The sequence below is a fragment of the Ramlibacter agri genome, from assembly GCF_012927085.1.
GTDB classification, from domain to species: Bacteria; Pseudomonadota; Gammaproteobacteria; order Burkholderiales; family Burkholderiaceae_C; genus Ramlibacter; species Ramlibacter agri.
Map to the genome: position 1 here is coordinate 3,516,767 of NZ_JABBFX010000001.1, position 15,588 is coordinate 3,532,354.

Annotated in this window: 14 protein-coding genes; 9 read left to right on the top strand and 5 right to left on the bottom strand. The window is 69.1% G+C overall.

Going from position 1 to position 15,588, the window contains the following annotated elements; genetic code table 11:
- The first annotated feature begins 18 nt into the window (after nt 1-18).
- Nucleotides 19-2,109: a polyphosphate kinase 1 gene (gene ppk1, locus HHL11_RS17145; protein WP_169419546.1), complete on the top strand. Its 2,091-nt coding sequence runs from the start codon at nt 19-21 to the stop codon at nt 2,107-2,109.
- Nucleotides 2,100-2,561, top strand: a complete 462-nt coding sequence (locus HHL11_RS17150) for a SixA phosphatase family protein (protein WP_169419547.1) — start codon at nt 2,100-2,102, stop codon at nt 2,559-2,561. Before ppk1 ends, HHL11_RS17150 begins: the two co-directional genes overlap by 10 nt.
- On the opposite strand, the gene HHL11_RS17155 is transcribed toward HHL11_RS17150, so the two are convergent.
- From HHL11_RS17155 to HHL11_RS17165, 3 genes are all read right to left on the bottom strand, one after another.
- Complete coding sequence (locus HHL11_RS17155; RefSeq protein ID WP_169419548.1) at nt 2,558-2,995, bottom strand: hypothetical protein; 438 nt, start codon at nt 2,993-2,995, stop codon at nt 2,558-2,560. The two genes, HHL11_RS17150 and HHL11_RS17155, sit on opposite strands and share 4 nt — an antisense overlap.
- Nucleotides 2,996-3,054: 59 nt before the next feature.
- Nucleotides 3,055-4,542: a Ppx/GppA phosphatase family protein gene (locus HHL11_RS17160; RefSeq protein ID WP_169419549.1), complete on the bottom strand. Its 1,488-nt coding sequence runs from the start codon at nt 4,540-4,542 to the stop codon at nt 3,055-3,057.
- Between the two features lie 70 nt (nt 4,543-4,612).
- Nucleotides 4,613-5,734, bottom strand: coding sequence for an ABC transporter substrate-binding protein (locus tag HHL11_RS17165; protein WP_169419550.1), 1,122 nt, complete (start codon nt 5,732-5,734; stop codon nt 4,613-4,615).
- 223 nt (nt 5,735-5,957) lie between these two features.
- On the opposite strand from HHL11_RS17165, the gene pstS reads away from it, so the two are divergent.
- The 7 genes from pstS (at nt 5,958) to phoR (ending at nt 12,585) form a co-directional block, all read left to right on the top strand.
- Nucleotides 5,958-6,995: a phosphate ABC transporter substrate-binding protein PstS gene (gene pstS, locus HHL11_RS17170; protein WP_169419551.1), complete on the top strand. Its 1,038-nt coding sequence runs from the start codon at nt 5,958-5,960 to the stop codon at nt 6,993-6,995.
- Nucleotides 6,996-7,095: 100 nt separating this feature from the next.
- The gene (gene pstC / locus HHL11_RS17175; RefSeq protein WP_169419552.1) at nt 7,096-8,106 is read left to right on the top strand and encodes a phosphate ABC transporter permease PstC; all 1,011 of its coding nucleotides are present in this window, start codon (nt 7,096-7,098) and stop codon (nt 8,104-8,106) included.
- The gene (pstA, locus tag HHL11_RS17180; protein WP_169419553.1) at nt 8,103-8,987 is read left to right on the top strand and encodes a phosphate ABC transporter permease PstA; all 885 of its coding nucleotides are present in this window, start codon (nt 8,103-8,105) and stop codon (nt 8,985-8,987) included. The genes pstC and pstA overlap by 4 nt, the downstream gene beginning before the upstream one ends.
- Nucleotide 8,988: 1 nt before the next feature.
- Nucleotides 8,989-9,771 (top strand): phosphate ABC transporter ATP-binding protein PstB, encoded by a 783-nt coding sequence (gene pstB, locus HHL11_RS17185; RefSeq protein ID WP_169419554.1) that lies wholly within the window; start codon nt 8,989-8,991, stop codon nt 9,769-9,771.
- A gap of 16 nt (nt 9,772-9,787) precedes the next feature.
- Nucleotides 9,788-10,492 (top strand): phosphate signaling complex protein PhoU, encoded by a 705-nt coding sequence (phoU, locus tag HHL11_RS17190; protein ID WP_169419555.1) that lies wholly within the window; start codon nt 9,788-9,790, stop codon nt 10,490-10,492.
- Nucleotides 10,493-10,496: 4 nt separating this feature from the next.
- Nucleotides 10,497-11,207, top strand: coding sequence for a phosphate regulon transcriptional regulator PhoB (gene phoB, locus HHL11_RS17195; protein WP_169419556.1), 711 nt, complete (start codon nt 10,497-10,499; stop codon nt 11,205-11,207).
- Between the two features lie 16 nt (nt 11,208-11,223).
- On the top strand, nt 11,224-12,585 hold the full coding sequence (gene phoR, locus HHL11_RS17200) for a phosphate regulon sensor histidine kinase PhoR (protein WP_169419557.1): 1,362 nt from the start codon (nt 11,224-11,226) through the stop codon (nt 12,583-12,585).
- Here the strand turns inward: phoR and HHL11_RS17205 are convergent.
- Nucleotides 12,533-13,876 (bottom strand): MATE family efflux transporter, encoded by a 1,344-nt coding sequence (locus HHL11_RS17205; RefSeq protein WP_169419558.1) that lies wholly within the window; start codon nt 13,874-13,876, stop codon nt 12,533-12,535. The genes phoR and HHL11_RS17205 overlap by 53 nt on opposite strands.
- Entirely contained in the window at nt 13,873-15,555 is a 1,683-nt protein-coding gene (locus HHL11_RS34435) for a hypothetical protein (RefSeq protein ID WP_169419559.1), read from the bottom strand. The genes HHL11_RS17205 and HHL11_RS34435 overlap by 4 nt, the downstream gene beginning before the upstream one ends.
- Nucleotides 15,556-15,588: the final 33 nt, after the last annotated feature.

Consider the following 15,588-nt stretch of genomic DNA (forward strand, 5'->3'; position numbering starts at 1 on the left):
CATCGAATCGACATATTCATGTGCGATGCCGCGCCGACGGTGGTGCCCTTTCTCGACCGTGACCACAGCATCCTCGCCTTCAACGAGCGGGTGCTCGATTGGGCCCAGCGCGGCAGCGTGCCGCTGCTGGAGCGGCTGCGCTTCCTCACCATCGTCTCCTCCAACCTCGACGAGTTCTTCGAGGTGCGCGCCGCGGACCACCTGAGCGCGGCGCAGGCCGGCGAACACAAGGGGCCGTACACGGTCGAAAGCTTCGAGGCGCTGGCCGGGGCCGCGCACCGGCTGGTCGAGAAGCAGTACGCGATCTTCAACGAGGAACTCGCGCCGGCCTTCAAGAAGCACGGCATCGAGATCGTCTCGCATGGCGACCGCAGCGCCGCGCAGAAAGCGTGGGTGCGGCAGTACTTCGAGAACGATGTGCGGCCGCTGCTGATCCCGGTGGGGCTGGATCCGGCGCATCCCTTCCCGCAGGTCGCCAACAAGTCGCTCAACTTCATCGTGCGGCTGGCGGGCAAGGACGCCTTCGGCCGCGAGAACGAGATCGCCATCGTCAAGGTGCCGCGCGTGTTGCCGCGGCTGATCCCGATGCCGGCCAAGGTGGCAGGCAAGAAGAAGCTGTTCGTCTCGCTGTCCAGCGTGATCCGCGCGCACCTGGACCTGCTGTTCCCCGGCCGCGAAGTGGGGCAGTTCTCGCAGTTCCGCGTCACCCGCCATTCGGACCTGGCGATCGAGGAAGAGGAAGTGCGCAACCTGCGCACCGCGCTGCGGCTGGGCCTGCAGCAGCGGCACTATGGCGCGGCGGTGCGGCTGGAGGTCTCGTCCGGCTGTTCGGAGTACCTGTCGTCCTTCCTGCTGAAGCAGTTCAACCTGCCGGAGGCGGCCTTGTACCGCATGCACGGGCCGGTGAACCTTGTGCGCTTCCAGCAGATGATCGACCTGGTCAACGCGCCCAAGCTGCTGTTCCCGCCCTACCGGCCGGGCTATCCGCGCCAGCTGGTGCCGGGCCGGCCGATCTTCGACCAGCTGAAAAAGCGCGACGTCATCATCCACCAGCCTTTCGAGAGCTTCGAGGGTGTGCTGGATTTCCTGCGCGAGGCGGTGCACGACCCGCAGGTGCTGGCGATCAAGCAGACCATCTACCGCACCGGCAACGACTCGGTGATGATGGAGCTGCTGCGCGAAGCCGTGGTGCAGGGCAAGGAAGTCACGCTGGTGGTGGAGCTGAAGGCGCGCTTCGACGAGGAAGCCAACATCAACTGGGCCGAGGCGCTGGAAGCCGTCGGCGCGCAGGTGGTGTATGGCGTCGTCGGCCTGAAGACCCACGCCAAGATGCTGCTGGTGACCCGGCGCGAGGGCCATTCGCTGGTGCGCTACGCCCATCTCTCCACCGGCAACTACAACCCGCGCACCGCGCGCCTGTACACCGACGTCAGCCACCTCACGGCCGACCCGCTGCTGACCGCCGACGTCGAACAGGTCTTCGTGCACCTGGCCAGCCAGAGCAAGCTGCCGCGGTTGAACCACGTGACGATCGCGCCCTTCCACCTGCAGCGCAAGCTGATCGAGCAGATCGACCTGGTCGGCGTCGCCGCGGCGAGCGGGCTGGACGCGCGCATCGTGCTGAAGATGAACGCGCTGACCGACGAACCGCTGATGCAGGCGCTGGTGCGCGCGGGCCAGCGCGGCGCGCGCATCGACCTGATCGTGCGCGGCGCCTGCATGCTGCCGGCGCGCGTGCCGGGGCTCACCGACAACATCCGCGTGCGCTCCATCATCGGCCGCTTCCTGGAACACTCCCGGGTGTTCTATTTCCGCGCCGGCAACGAGGAGCAGCTGTTCCTCTCCAGCGCCGACTGGATGAACCGCAACATGCTGCGCCGGATCGAACTGGCGTGGCCGGTGAAGGACGCGGAACTGCGCCAGCGCATCATCGACGAATGCCTGGTCGCGTACCTGCACGACGCCAAGGATTCCTGGGACCTGCAGCCCGATGGCAGCTACAAGCGGCCGAAGAGCGCGGAGGACCCCAAGGCCAAGGGCGCGCAAGCCGCATTGATGGAACGCCATGCCGCCCCGCCGGGCAGCGAGGAGGTGCGATCATGGACCTGATCCTGTGGCGCCACGCCGAAGCCGAGGACGAGCACGAAGGCGTGGTGGACATGGACAGGGCGCTCACCAGCCGCGGCGAGAAGCAGGCAGCGCGGGTGGCGGCCTGGCTGGACCGCAACCTGCCGGAAGGCACGCGCATCCTGTGCAGCCCCGCGCTGCGCTGCGAGCAGACGGTGCTGCCGCTGGCGCGCAAGTACAAGCTGCGTGGCGAGTTGGCGCCGGGCGCCACGCCGGCGGCGGTGCTGGCGGCGGCGCAATGGCCGGACGCCAAGCACCCGGTGCTGGTGGTGGGTCACCAGCCGGTGCTGGGCGAGACCCTGGCGCAGCTGCTGCGCATCGAAGGCGGCAGCCTGCCGGTGCGCAAGTGCGGCGTGTGGTGGCTGCGCGCGCGCGAGCGTGACGGCGACGGCCAGACCGTGGTCTGGGCCGTGCAGTCGCCCGATACCGTTTAGACCTTGGCGGGACGGCCGGTCTTCACGGCCGGCACGGCGGCGACACTGGCGACGAAAGCAGCATCTGCCATCGCGGCCAGGGCCTGCACGCCGGCGCGCAGCAGTTCGCTCTTCTTGGCCGGGCGGCCGAGGCGGGCGGCGCGGTCCTTCAGGTCCTGCAGCACGGTGTATTCGGCCTTGGGGATGGTGAAGCTGTCACGCACCATCTTCGGCTTGCGTGCCTTGTCGGCCTTCGCATCGGCCTTGGCGGCGCTGTCGGCGGCCGCCGGCTTGGCTGCCTTCGCGACCGGAGCCTTCACCTTGGCAGGCTTGGAGGCCTTCGGGGCCTTGGCCGTCCTGGCGGCCTTCGCCTGCGGTGCGGCGGGCTTCGCAGCGCTCGCGGTCTTCACGGCCGGCGCCTTGGCGGCTTTCTTGGTCGGGGTGCGGGTTGCCATGCTGGGGACTCCTCAGTCTGAAACGGTATAAACAGTATATACAGTTTCCAGGCCGTGGCTCAGCAGGCGATCGCCAGCGTCCAGGGCGTCTTCTGCCAGGCCACGGCTTCCTCGCGCAGCAGGTGCGCCGACTGCGGAAAGGCCGAGACCCAGTCGGTCCGCGCCTGCAGGGTGACCAGCTGTCCCTGCGCCTTCAGCTTCAGGCCTTGCAGCTCGGGGTCGCGCCGCGCGTGGCACAGGATCACCGCCAGCCGCAGGCAAAGCAGCTGGTGCACGAACAGCGTGTCGCTGAAATCGATGTCCAGCTTGCGCAGCTTGCCGCGATGCCCCAGCACCAGCAGGCTCAGTCGGTGCAGTTCCGGCTGCGCGAAACCCGGCGCGTCGGCGTTGTCCAGGACGTAGGCGCCGTGCTTGTGGTAATCGCTGTGCGAAATGAGGCTGCCGATCTCGTGCAGTTGCGCGGCCCACGCCAGCTCGCGCTCGTGGCGCTGCAGGTCGCGCGCCGGTTCGCCCGCGCGCAATTGCCGCAGCAGCTGGCCGGCGACGCGGCCCACGCGCTGCGCCTGCGGGGTGTCGATGCCGAACTTGAGGGCCAGGCGCCGCACCGACGCATTGCGCACGTCGGTGTCGATGTGCTCGCGGTCTAGCAGGTCGTACAGCACGCCCTGGCGCAGCGCGCCGGCGGCCGGCTGCATGCGCTCCAGCCCCAGCAGGTCGAACACGGCGCACAGCACGCTGAGGCCGCCGCCGATCACGGGCCGCCGGTCGTCCTTCAGCATCGGCAGCTTCACGCGGTCCGCACTGCGGGCGGCCAGCAACTGCTGCTGCAGCCAGTCGAGGCCTTCGCGCGTGATCCAGCCGGCCGGCCAGCCGCAGGCATACAGCACGTCGGCGACTGCGCCTATCGTGCCGGAGGAGCCGTAGGCGATGTCCCAGCTGCCGCGCGGGAAGATGGCCAGCGCTTCGTCCAGCACGGCCTGCGCGGCGATCTGCGCGCGCTCGAAAGCCGCCAGCGTGAATTGGCCTTCGGGGAAGTACTTCATCGACCAGTTGACGCTGCCCACGCGGTAGCTTTCCATCACGCGGGCGTCGTACTGGCGGCCCAGGATCAGCTCGGTGGAGCGGCCGCCGATGTCGACGACCAGCCGGTTCTCGTCGGACTGCGGCAGCAGGTGCGACACGCCCTGGTAGATCAGGCGCGCTTCCTCGTGGCCGGAGATGACTTCGATCGGGAAGCCGAGGATCTCGTGCGCCTTCGTCAGGAAGACGTCGCGGTTGCGCGCCTCGCGCAGGGTCTGCGTGGCGACAGCCCGCACCTGCGGTTGCGTGAAGGCGGCGATGCGCTCGTTGAAGCGCGCCAGGCAGGCCCAGCCGCGCTCCAGCGCTTCCTGCGTGAGGTTGCGCGCTTCGTCCAGGCCGTTGCCCTGGCGCACGGTCTCCTTGAGGTATTCGACCCGCTGCACCTGGCCGTGGTCGAGGCGCCCGATCTCGAGGCGAAAGCTGTTGGAGCCGAGGTCGACCGCGGCGAGCAGGGTACCGTTTTCCATGCGGGGGAGGGTGGGGGTGTTGCGGCCAGCATAGCACCCCGCCTGCCCCTCACGGCGAGGGGCGCCCGCCTCAGCCGACCACGCGGCCGTCGGCGGTGAGCATGCTTTGCGTGACGAAGGTCGTGCTGCGGCGGCTGGCATCGAAACGGACCCGGTAGCCGCCGAGGTCGACCTCGGCCCGGCGGCGGAATTCGGAAAGGGCGCTCGCGCGCGTGAGCTGGCCGTCGACGCCGGCCAGGACTTCGTAGGTGTAGCGGGCGGCGATGTAGCCGGCCAGGCTCAGCGCCGCCGGCGGCTCGTCGAACAGCCGCGCCATGGCGTCGCGGTAGCGGCGCACCACCGGCAGGGCGGCCGTCGCCATCGGCACGGCCTGGGTGGCGATGATGGGCGTGGACTTGCCGCCGCCCATCTGCTGCAGGGTCTGCAGGTTGACGTCGGCCAGCGCGATCACGTAGCGCTGGCGGGCCTGCCGCTGCAGGCCCTGGGTGAACTGCAGCAGTTCCGGCGTGCCGCCCATGAACAGCAGCAGCGCCGGCGAGTTCGGGCCGAGGCGCTGGCCCAGGCGGGCGAGGTCGCCGTGCGCCTGGAAGTCCGACAGCTTCAGCTTGAAGTCCGCGGCGATGCGGGTGACGTCGTCGCGCTGGAGGGCGAAATCGCGCGGCGCGGCGTAGACCGCGCCCACTTCCGCGATGCCCATGACGGACAGCGACTTCAGCGCATGTTCGATCTGCTCGCGCCGCCCCGCGAAGATGGGGAAGGTGGCGTCGCCGATCTCCTGGCTGGAATTCTGCAGCCAGGGCGCCGCATGGGCGATGCCCGCGTTTTCCTGGGCGAGCAGCGCCGTCAGCTGGCTGGCCAGCGGGTCGCTGGCGGTTCCGGACAGCGCCACGCAGGCGTTGTTGTCCTTCAGCGCGCGCCAGGCCTGGCGCAGGCTCTCGGGGTTGGCGCCATCGACTTCGACCGGCTGGTGCACGACCTGCCGGCCGCGCAGGCCGCCCTGCGCGTTGATCTCCTGCCAGGCGGCGCGCGAGCCGTTCAGGAAGTCCTTGGCGACATCCTGCTCGCGCGGCGAGGTGTCGAACAGCTGGGCGACCAGCACCGGGCTGCCGCGCTGGGCCCAGGCAGGCGTGGCCAGGGCGGCCGCCGCGGCGCTGGCAAGCAGGCGGCGCCGGATCAGGGAAGGCAGGTGCATGGCTAGGAAGAAAGGGTGTTGGCTGTGCGAAATTTCGCGCCGGAGCTTACGGAGACGCCGTGACGGAACGATGACGGTTTCGTGTCAGCGGGGTGACGCGCCGGGGGCCGTCCGCCGGCTTTTTTCCTTGCAAATCAATGCTTCAGCCGATGTCACGGAGATGTCACACAAGACTTTTAAAGTCCGGCTCGCAACGATTGACCAACCCCCAAGAGGTGATTGCATGAACATCCGATTCCAAACAGCTTCCCTGGCCCTGGCCACCTTCGCGTTCGCCGGCGCCGCCGCTGCCCAGGACGTCACCGGCGCGGGCTCCAGCTTCGTCGCCCCCGTGCTGGCGAAGTGGGCGTCCGACTACAACAAGTCGACCGGCGTCAAGATCAACTACCAGTCGGTCGGTTCCGGCGCCGGCATCAAGCAGATCGATGCCAAGACCGTGGACTTCGGCGCTTCCGACATGCCCCTGACGGACGAAGAACTGGCCAAGAAGGGCCAGATCCAGTTCCCGGTGGTGATCGGCGGCGTGATCCCCGTCGTCAACATCAAGGGCATCGCCGCCGGCCAGCTGCACCTGAACGGCCCGATCCTGGCCGACATCTACCTGGGCAAGATCACCAAGTGGAACGACGCCGCCATCAAGGCGCTGAACCCCAGCCTGAACCTGCCTGACGACGCGATCGCCCCGGTGCGCCGCGCCGACGGCTCCGGCACCAGCTTCATCTTCACCAACTACCTGTCCAAGGTCAGCCCCGAGTGGAAGACCAAGGTCGGTGAAGGCACCGCCGTGAACTGGCCCACCGGCGCCGGTGGCAAGGGCAACGAAGGCGTCGCCGCTTTCGTCGGCCGCCTGCCTGGCTCGATCGGCTACGTCGAATACGCCTACGTCAAGCAGAACAAGATGACGTACGCGCTGCTGCAGAACGCCGAAGGCAAGATGGTGGCCCCCGACGACACCGCCTTCAAGGCCGCCGCCGCCAACGCCGCCTGGAACAAGAGCTTCTTCCAGATCCTGACGAACCAGCCCGGCGCCCAGTCCTGGCCCATCACCGGCACGACCTACGTGCTGATGCACAAGCAGCAGGACAAGCCGGCCGTCGCCGCCGCCGCCCTCAAGTTCTTCGACTGGGGCTTCAAGCAGGGCGACAAGATCGCCGAGGACCTGGACTACGTGCCGATGCCCGCCGCCGTGAAGACCCAGATCGAGAAGCTCTGGGCGACCGAGGTGAAGGACGCTTCCGGCAAGAACGTCGCCTTCAAGTGAGCGGACTGCGCTCCGACTGAACCGCCGGGGCGGGCTCGCCTGCCCCGGCCTTTTCATTGTGCAGCCCGAGAAGAACGTGTCCTCTACACTCCCCGCCCATATGGGTAACACGCTGGACTATCCCGCGCAACGCCAAGGCGAGCGGATGACGACGCCGCCGCCCGCTGGCCGTGCCCGCACGGGTGCGCACATGGACCGGCTGTTCGGCTGGGCTGCCCGCGCCGCCGCGCTGCTGACGCTGGGCCTGCTGCTCGGCATCCTCGTCTCGCTGGTGGTCGGCGCCGCCCCCGCGATCTCCAAGTACGGCCTGGGCTTCTTCGCCTCCACCGTCTGGGATCCCCCGAACAACGAGTTCGGCGGCCTGGTGATGATCTACGGCACCCTGGCCACCTCCTTCATCGCGCTGCTGATCGCGGTGCCGGTGAGCTTCGGCATCGCGCTGTTCCTCACCGAGCTGTCCCCGAGCTGGCTGAAGCGCCCGCTGGGCACCGCCATCGAACTGCTCGCCGCCGTGCCCTCCATCGTCTACGGCATGTGGGGCCTGCTGGTGTTCGGGCCGCTGCTCGCGACCTTCGTGCAGCAGCCGCTGCAGAAGCTGTTCGCCGGCGTGCCGGTGCTCGGCGCGCTGTTCTCCGGCCCGCCGGTGGGCATCGGCCTCCTTTCCGCCGGGATCATCCTGGCGATCATGATCATTCCCTTCATCGCGTCGGTGATGCGCGACGTCTTCGACGTCACCCCGTCGATGCTCAAGGAGTCGGCCTACGCGCTGGGCTCCACCACCTGGGAAGTGGTGTTCAAGGTGGTGCTGCCCTACACCAAGGGCGGCGTCATCGGCGGCGTCATGCTGGGCCTGGGCCGCGCCCTGGGCGAGACCATGGCCGTGACCTTCGTCATCGGCAACTTCAACCAGCTCGACTCCATCAGCCTGTTCGCGCCCGCCAACAGCATCACGTCCGCGCTCGCCAACGAGTTCGCCGAAGCGGCCAGCGGCATGCACCAGGCGGCCCTGATGTACCTGGGCCTGGTGCTGTTCTTCATCACCCTCGTGGTGCTGGCGCTGTCCAAGCTGCTGCTGATGCGCCTGCAACGCAACGAAGGAGCGCGTGCATGAAGACCGGCGAATCGCTGCTGCAGGCGGCCGACCTGGCCGCCACCCGCGAGCGCAAGTACCTGGGGCGCAAGCGCGTCAACAAGGTCGCGCTGACCCTGTCGCTCGCGGCCATGGCCTTCGGCGTGTTCTGGCTGGTGTGGATCCTGTGGTCCACACTGCAGCTGGGCGTGAGCGGCCTCAACTGGGCGACTTTGAGCGAAGTCACCCCGCCGCCCAACGAGGCGGGCGGGCTGTGGAACGCGATCTGGGGCTCGATCATGATGGTGACCCTGGCCACCGTCATCGGCACGCCGATCGGCATCATGGCGGGGGTCTACCTCGTCGAATACGATCCCAAGGGCTGGCTGGGCACCGTCACGCGCTTCTTCAACGACATCCTGCTGTCGGCGCCGTCCATCGTGATCGGCCTGTTCGTCTACGCCGTGATCGTCGCGCGCTACAAGCAGTTTTCCGGCTGGGCCGGCGCCGCGTCGCTGTCGCTGATCGTGATCCCGGTGGTGATCCGCACCACCGAGAACATGCTGCTGCTGGTGCCGTCGGCGCTGCGCGAAGCGGCTTACGCGCTGGGCGCGCCCAAGTGGAAAGTGATCATGAAGATCACCATGCGCGCGGCCCGGGCCGGCGTCATCACCGGCGTGCTGCTGGCCGTGGCCCGCATCTCCGGCGAGACCGCGCCGCTGCTCTTCACCGCGCTGAACAACCAGTTCTTCTCCTCGGACATGTCCGGCCCGATGTCGAGCCTGCCCGTGACGATCTTCAAGTTCGCCATGAGCCCCTACGAGAGCTGGCAGCAGCTGGCCTGGGCCGGCGTCTTCATCATCACCCTGGCCGTGCTGGGCCTGAACATCCTCGCGCGGGTGCTGACCCGCAACAAGACCTGACATGGACGCAAACATCGCCTCCCGCGCCGCGCCCTCCAAGCTGGCCGTGCGCAACCTGAACTTCTACTACGGCAAGTTCCACGCCTTGAAGGGCATCAACCTGGACATCCCCGAGAAGAAGGTCACCGCCTTCATCGGCCCGTCCGGCTGCGGCAAGTCCACGCTGCTGCGCACCTTCAACCGCATGTACGAGCTGTACCCCGAGCAGCGCGCCGAAGGCGAGATCGTGCTCGATGGCGAGAACCTGCTCACGTCGAAGAAGGACGTGGCGCTGATCCGCGCCCGCGTCGGCATGGTGTTCCAGAAGCCCACGCCGTTCCCGATGTCCATCTACGACAACATCGCCTTCGGCGTGCGGCTGTTCGAGTCGCTGTCGGAAGCCGACATGGACGACCGCGTCGAATGGGCGCTGCGCAAGGCGGCCCTGTGGGACGAGGTGAAGGCCAAGCTGAACCAGAGCGGCTCCGGCCTGTCCGGCGGCCAGCAGCAGCGGCTGTGCATCGCGCGCGGCATCGCCATCAAGCCGGAAGTGCTGCTGCTCGACGAGCCGTGCTCCGCGCTGGACCCCATCTCCACCGGCAAGATCGAGGAGCTGATCGGGGAACTGAAGAACGACTACACCGTGGTGATCGTCACCCACAACATGCAGCAGGCGGCGCGGGTTTCCGACTACACCGCCTACATGTACCTGGGCGACCTGGTGGAAGTGGGCGAGACGGAGCAGATCTTCTTCAAGCCCAAGCGCCAGGAGACGGAAGACTACATCACGGGCCGCTTCGGCTGAAGGGAGAGCCATAGTCATGGCAGACAAGCATCTTTCGACCCAGTTCGACAGCGAACTCAGCTCGCTGTCCTCGCGCGTGATGGAGCTCGGCGGCCTCGTCGAGTCGCAGATCCGCCAGGCCATCTACGCGCTGGCCCATTTCAACGAGGACGCGGCGCGCGAGGTGGTCGAGACCGAGACCCGCGTGAACGCGATGGAAGTGGAGATCGACCGCGACCTCTCCTCCGTCATCGCCCGCCGCCAGCCCACCGCGCGCGACCTGCGCCTTCTGATGGCCATCTCCAAGACCACGCAGAACCTGGAGCGCGTGGGCGACGAGGCCGAGCGCATCGCGCGCATGGTCCGTTCCATCATCGAGAAGAGCGGGACCGTCCGCGCGCTGCCGGCCGGCGAGCTGAACGTCGCCGCCGACCTGGCCTCCGCGCAGCTGCGCAAGGTGCTGGACGCCTTCGCCCGGCTGGACGTGCAGGCCGCCGTCGCCGTGCTGAAGGAGGACGACCTGCTGGACCGCGAGTTCGACGGCTTCGTCCGCAAGCTCATCACCTACATGATGGAAGATCCGCGCACGATCTCCTCCAGCCTCGACCTGCTGTTCGTGGCCAAGGCCATCGAGCGCATCGGCGATCATGCGAAGAACATCGCCGAGTTCATCATCTACGTGGTGAAGGGCGCCGACGTGCGCCACAGCCCCATGGAAACCATCGAGTCCGCCCTGAAGTGAAGGAATGAAACAGAACCCGCGCATCCTGATCGTCGAAGACGAACCGGCCATTGCCGAACTGGTTGCCGTCAACCTGCGCCACAACGGCATGGCGCCGGTGTGGGCGGAGGACGGCGACTCGGCGCAGCGCGAGATCGATGCCGTGCTGCCGGACGCCATCCTGCTGGACTGGATGCTGCCCGGCCAGAGCGGCGTGGCGCTGGCCCGCCGCTGGCGCGCCGATGCCCGCACCAAGGCCATCCCCATCCTGATGCTCACCGCCCGCAGTGACGAAGCGGACAAGGTGGGCGGGCTGGACGCCGGCGCCGACGACTACATCACCAAGCCCTTTTCCACGCAGGAACTGCTGGCGCGCATCCGTGCGGTGCTGCGCCGGCGCGCCCCGGAAAAGTCCGAGGACACCGTCAGCCTGGCCGGCCTGGTGCTGGACGCCGCGGCGCACCGCGTCACCTGGCAGGGCCGGGCGCTGAAGCTCGGTCCCACCGAGTTCAAGCTGCTCAATTACCTGATGCAGTACCCGGAGCGCGTGCACAGCCGCCAGCAGCTGCTGGACAAGGTCTGGGGCGACCACGTGTTCATCGAGGAGCGCACGGTGGACGTGCACGTGAAGCGGCTGCGCGAAGCGCTGGGCCCCGCGGCCGGCACGCTGGTGGAGACGGTGCGCGGCGCCGGCTACCGCATCACCGCGCAGCCCGCCTCGCGCGCGGCGGCCTGAGCCAGGCGCAGAGCCCATGCTCGCCCGCTTCGGCGCTTTCTTCTTCTGCATGGCCATCGGCGGCGTGGCTGGCTGGTTTGCGGGCGGCCTGCGCTTCGCCATCGAAGGCGCGCTCATGGGCGCGGTGGCCTGGGTCGTCATGGAAACGCTGCGCGCCTATCGCGTGCTGCGCTGGCTGCGCCGCGGCGAACTGCGCAATGCGCCCGCCGTCGCCGGTCTCTGGGGCGAGGCGGCCGACCGCATGCGGCGCGCGGCCAATCAGCGCGAACGGCAGGCGGCCGACGCCGAGCAGCGCCTGGAATCCTTCCTCGACGCGATCCGCTCCTCGCCCAACGGCGTGGTGCTGCTGGACCCGCACGGCCGCATCGAGTGGATCAACGACACCGCAGCCTTGCACCTCGGGCTGGACCCGCAGCGCGACCTGCAGCAGCAGGTGGTGAACCTGGTGCGCGACCCGGTGTTCAGCTTGTTCTACGGCGCCCGCACCGCCAACCAGGACATCGTGATCGCCGGGCCCGGCAGCACCGCGTCGCGCCCGCGCAAGGTCTCGCTGCGCCTGCATCCCTACGGCGAAGGACGCATCCTGCTGCTGTCACGCGACGTCACGCAGGTGGAGCAGGCCGAGACCATGCGGCGCGACTTCGTCGCCAACGTCTCGCACGAGATCCGCACGCCGCTGACCGTGCTCTCCGGCTTCATCGAGACGCTGCAGAACCTGGACCTGCCGCTCGAGGAGCGCCGGCGCTACCTGCAGACGATGGCGCAGCAGGCGCAGCGCATGCAGACGCTGGTGAGCGACCTGCTGACCCTGTCGCGGCTGGAAGGCAGCCCCTTGCCCGGCGCCAGCGAATGGACCGAGGTCGGACAGCTGCTGGCGCAATGCGAGCAGGAGGCGAAGGCCGTCGCGGTGTCCCTGAACAAGCAGCTGGAGATCCGCTTCACGGCGGCGCCGGCTGCCGCGATTTCCGGCGCGGCCGTGGAATTGACCAGCGCCATGTCCAACCTGGTGACCAACGCCGTGCGCTACACGCCCAGCGGCGAGGCCATCGACATCGCGGCCGACGTGTTGCCGGACGGCCGCTTCCAGTTCTGCGTGCGGGACACCGGCCCCGGCATCGCGGCCGAACACCTGCCGCGCCTGACCGAGCGCTTCTACCGCGTCGACCGCAGCCGGTCGCGCGAAACCGGCGGCACCGGCCTGGGCCTGGCGATCGTGAAGCACGTGGTGCAGCGCCATGGCGGCGAGCTGAAGATCGAGAGCATGGTGGGCGTCGGCTCCACCTTCTGCATCCTGTTGCCGGCCACCCGCGTGCGGCCGTTGGCGATCACGCCGGCCGGTAGCGCCGCACAGCCCGCCACAGAATCCACGGCAGGATGAAGGCCAGCAGGCCCAGCGCGATGCTGCTGGCCGTCCAGAAGGCGGCCGGCGTATGCTGCGCCGGCACCGGCCCGAGGCCGCGGTAGGCGAGCGTGTAGCCGCCGACCACCCCCACGCCCCACAGCAGCACGCAATACGCCACCAGCGGCGCCACGGCGACGCGGTAGCAGCGCAGCACGAACACGCACAGCACCTGGGTGGTGTCGCCCAGGTGGAAAGCCGCCACCAGCGCCAGCAGGCCGGCCGCCACGCTCACCACCTGCGGGTCGGAGGAGTAGATCGCCGCGATGCCATGGCGCGCCACCAGCACCGTGCCGGACAGCAGCAGGGCGAACGAGGCGCCCATGCGGAAGCCGGTGCGGATGGAGGCGCGCGCCTTCTTCGGGTCGCCGGCGCCCAGCCAGTAGCTCACGCGCGCGCTGGTGGCGATGGCCATCGACAGCGGCACCATGTACAGCACGGCCGCCAGGTTGGACGCCACCTGATGCGCCGCGGCGGCCAGCGTGCCCTGGCGCGCGATGAACAGCGCCATCAGCGTGAAGGAGGTGACTTCCACCGTGATGGCCAGGCCCGCCGGCACGCCCAGGCGGGCGAAGTGGCCGATGGCGCGCCAGTCGGGCGGCTCGATGCGCTGCCAGATGGCGTAGGGCCGGTACAGGTCGTCCGTGCGCACAAGCGCCACCGCGAGCGCAAGGAACAGGTAATTGGCCGCCACCGTGGCCCAGGCGCAGCCCACCGCGCCGTGCGAGTCCAGGCCGAGGCCGCCAAAGGCGAACCAGATCGTCAGCGGCACCTTCACCAGCAGCGACGCGAGCTGCAGCCAGGTCACCAGTTGCGGCTTGAGGAGACTCTGGTTCAGCGTGCTGTAGAGGCGGAACAGCAGCGCCGGCGGCAGCGCCAGGGCCAGCACCTCGAGGTAGCTGCGCACGTCGCCCTGCAGGGCCGGCGGCACGTCGGTGGCCTGCAGCAGGAAGCCGGGGAAGAAAAGGGCGACCACGCCCACCACCGAAGCCGCGGCGGCCAGGTACAGCGCCTGCCGCACCGAGCGACCGAGTTCCAGCTTGCGGCCGGCGCCATGCAGCTCGGCCCAGATCGGCAGCAGCGACGTCAGCACGCCCATCAAGGCCACGAACACGGTGATGTAGACGGCCGAACCCACCGAGAGCGCGGCCAGCGCCTGCTGCGAATAGCGCCCGGCCACGATGGTGTCCGTGATGCCGAACGCCATGGTGGCCAGCTGGCCGGCCAGCACCGTGCCGGCGTGGCGCGCGATGATCCCGCGTTCCGTCACTTCTTGCGGTACAGGAGCAGGTTGTCCTTGGCGTCGGTGGGCCGGTTCGCCGCGCCGACCAGGGCCCACAGCTGCGGGTCCGCCACCATGCCCAGCGCGGGCTGCAGCTCCTGCGTGGTCACCAGCCAGCGGCAGCCCGATGGCTGGCCCGCGGCACGCAGGTCCAGGCCGCCGTGGAAGCGCAGTGCCGCGACCTGGGCGCGCGTCAGGCCGAAGGCCTCGACGCATTCGTTGGGATCCAGCTTCTGCACCAGGTGGCTGACCTGGGCGACGTAGCTGCGCGCGTAATCCAGCGCCGGCAGCCACAGCGTGGTCACCAGCAGCCAGCACAGCGCGGTGCCGCCGGCCGGCAGCACCAGGCTCTTCCAGATCGCCTCGCGGCTGCGGCTGGTGCGCCAGCGCACGAGCCAGGCCCAGGCCAGGGTCGCGGCCAGGGCGACGACGAAGGCGATGAGGCCGAAGCTGGCCTGGAAGCCGGGCGCGAGCCGCGCCACGTTGGCGGCGGGTCGCGGCGGGAAGCCTGTCTGGATCGCGACCCACATGATCCAGATGAACAGCGCGCAGCCGCTGAAGAACAGCAGCGTGAACCAGTCGATCAGCGAAGATGCGCTGCGCGAGAAAGTGGGTAGCGCAAAAGCCGCCAGCGTGGCGACCGCGGGCAGCCCCAGCAGCAGCGCGCGGTCGGGGTTGGGCGCCAGCATCGTGGTGGCCAGCGAGACCAGCGCGAACCACAGCGGCAGCGCCACGTGGCGGCGCGTCAGCTGGCGGCGCCAGCGCCACACGGTCCACAGCGCCAGCGGCCAGGCCGGCCAGGTGAACCAGACGATCAGGCGGAGCACCGTGTGCAATTCCTGGCCCACGCCTTCGTTGGCGCCCAGGCGCCAGTGCCAGGTGTGGAAGCCGGCGGCGAAGGCCGAGGCCGCGGCAGCCAGCAGGATCACGAGCACGGCGCCGCCGCTGCCGCGCGCTTCCGGCGTCGCGTCATCCGGCGGATCGGTGAAGTGCAGCACGGCGCCGCCCAGGCCGAACAGCACGCCCATCGAAGGCGCGCCACTGAGGGCCAGGCCCAGCAGGCCCAGGGCGACGGCAATGCCGCCGGCCAGCAGGCGATAGGGCAGGGCCGCGAGGCCGTAGAAAGTGAGCGCCGTGAATCCCAGCTGCGCGAGCGCCGGCGTGGTCTCGTGCGACAGCTGCATCAGGCCCAGGCTCGCCACCAGGGCCAGCAGGCCGCCATCGGCCATGGCCCGCGCGTAATCGGTGGTGTGGGCCTCGCCGCCGAAGGCGAAGGGCACGGGCTGCGCGCCGGGCGTGCGGCTCAGGTAGTAGACGGCGTACCAGGTGGCGGCCAGCGTCAGCACCAAGAGGCCGATGAAGGGCAGGCGCGCCGCGAAATCGGCGGCGACCCAGGGCGGCGCCAGCTTGATGGCCCAGGCGCCCAGCCAGTACGGCAGCAGGGCGTCGAACTCCGGCGGCTGGCCCAGCAGCGTGGGATGCAGCCAGGAAGCATGGCCAGTGGCCAGCTCGTACATGTAGCCGAAGGCCATCATGTCCTGGTTCTTCCACGGTCCGCGGCCGATGAAGCCGGGAATGACGTAGGCGGCGCAGAAAAGCAGCAGGGCCACCCGCGGCAGGCGGCGCACGGCGCTCTGGGCGACGATGGCGGGGGTGGGCTGGTTCACGCGGGTGGATTGTGGCCTAAAGCTCGGTGCGGC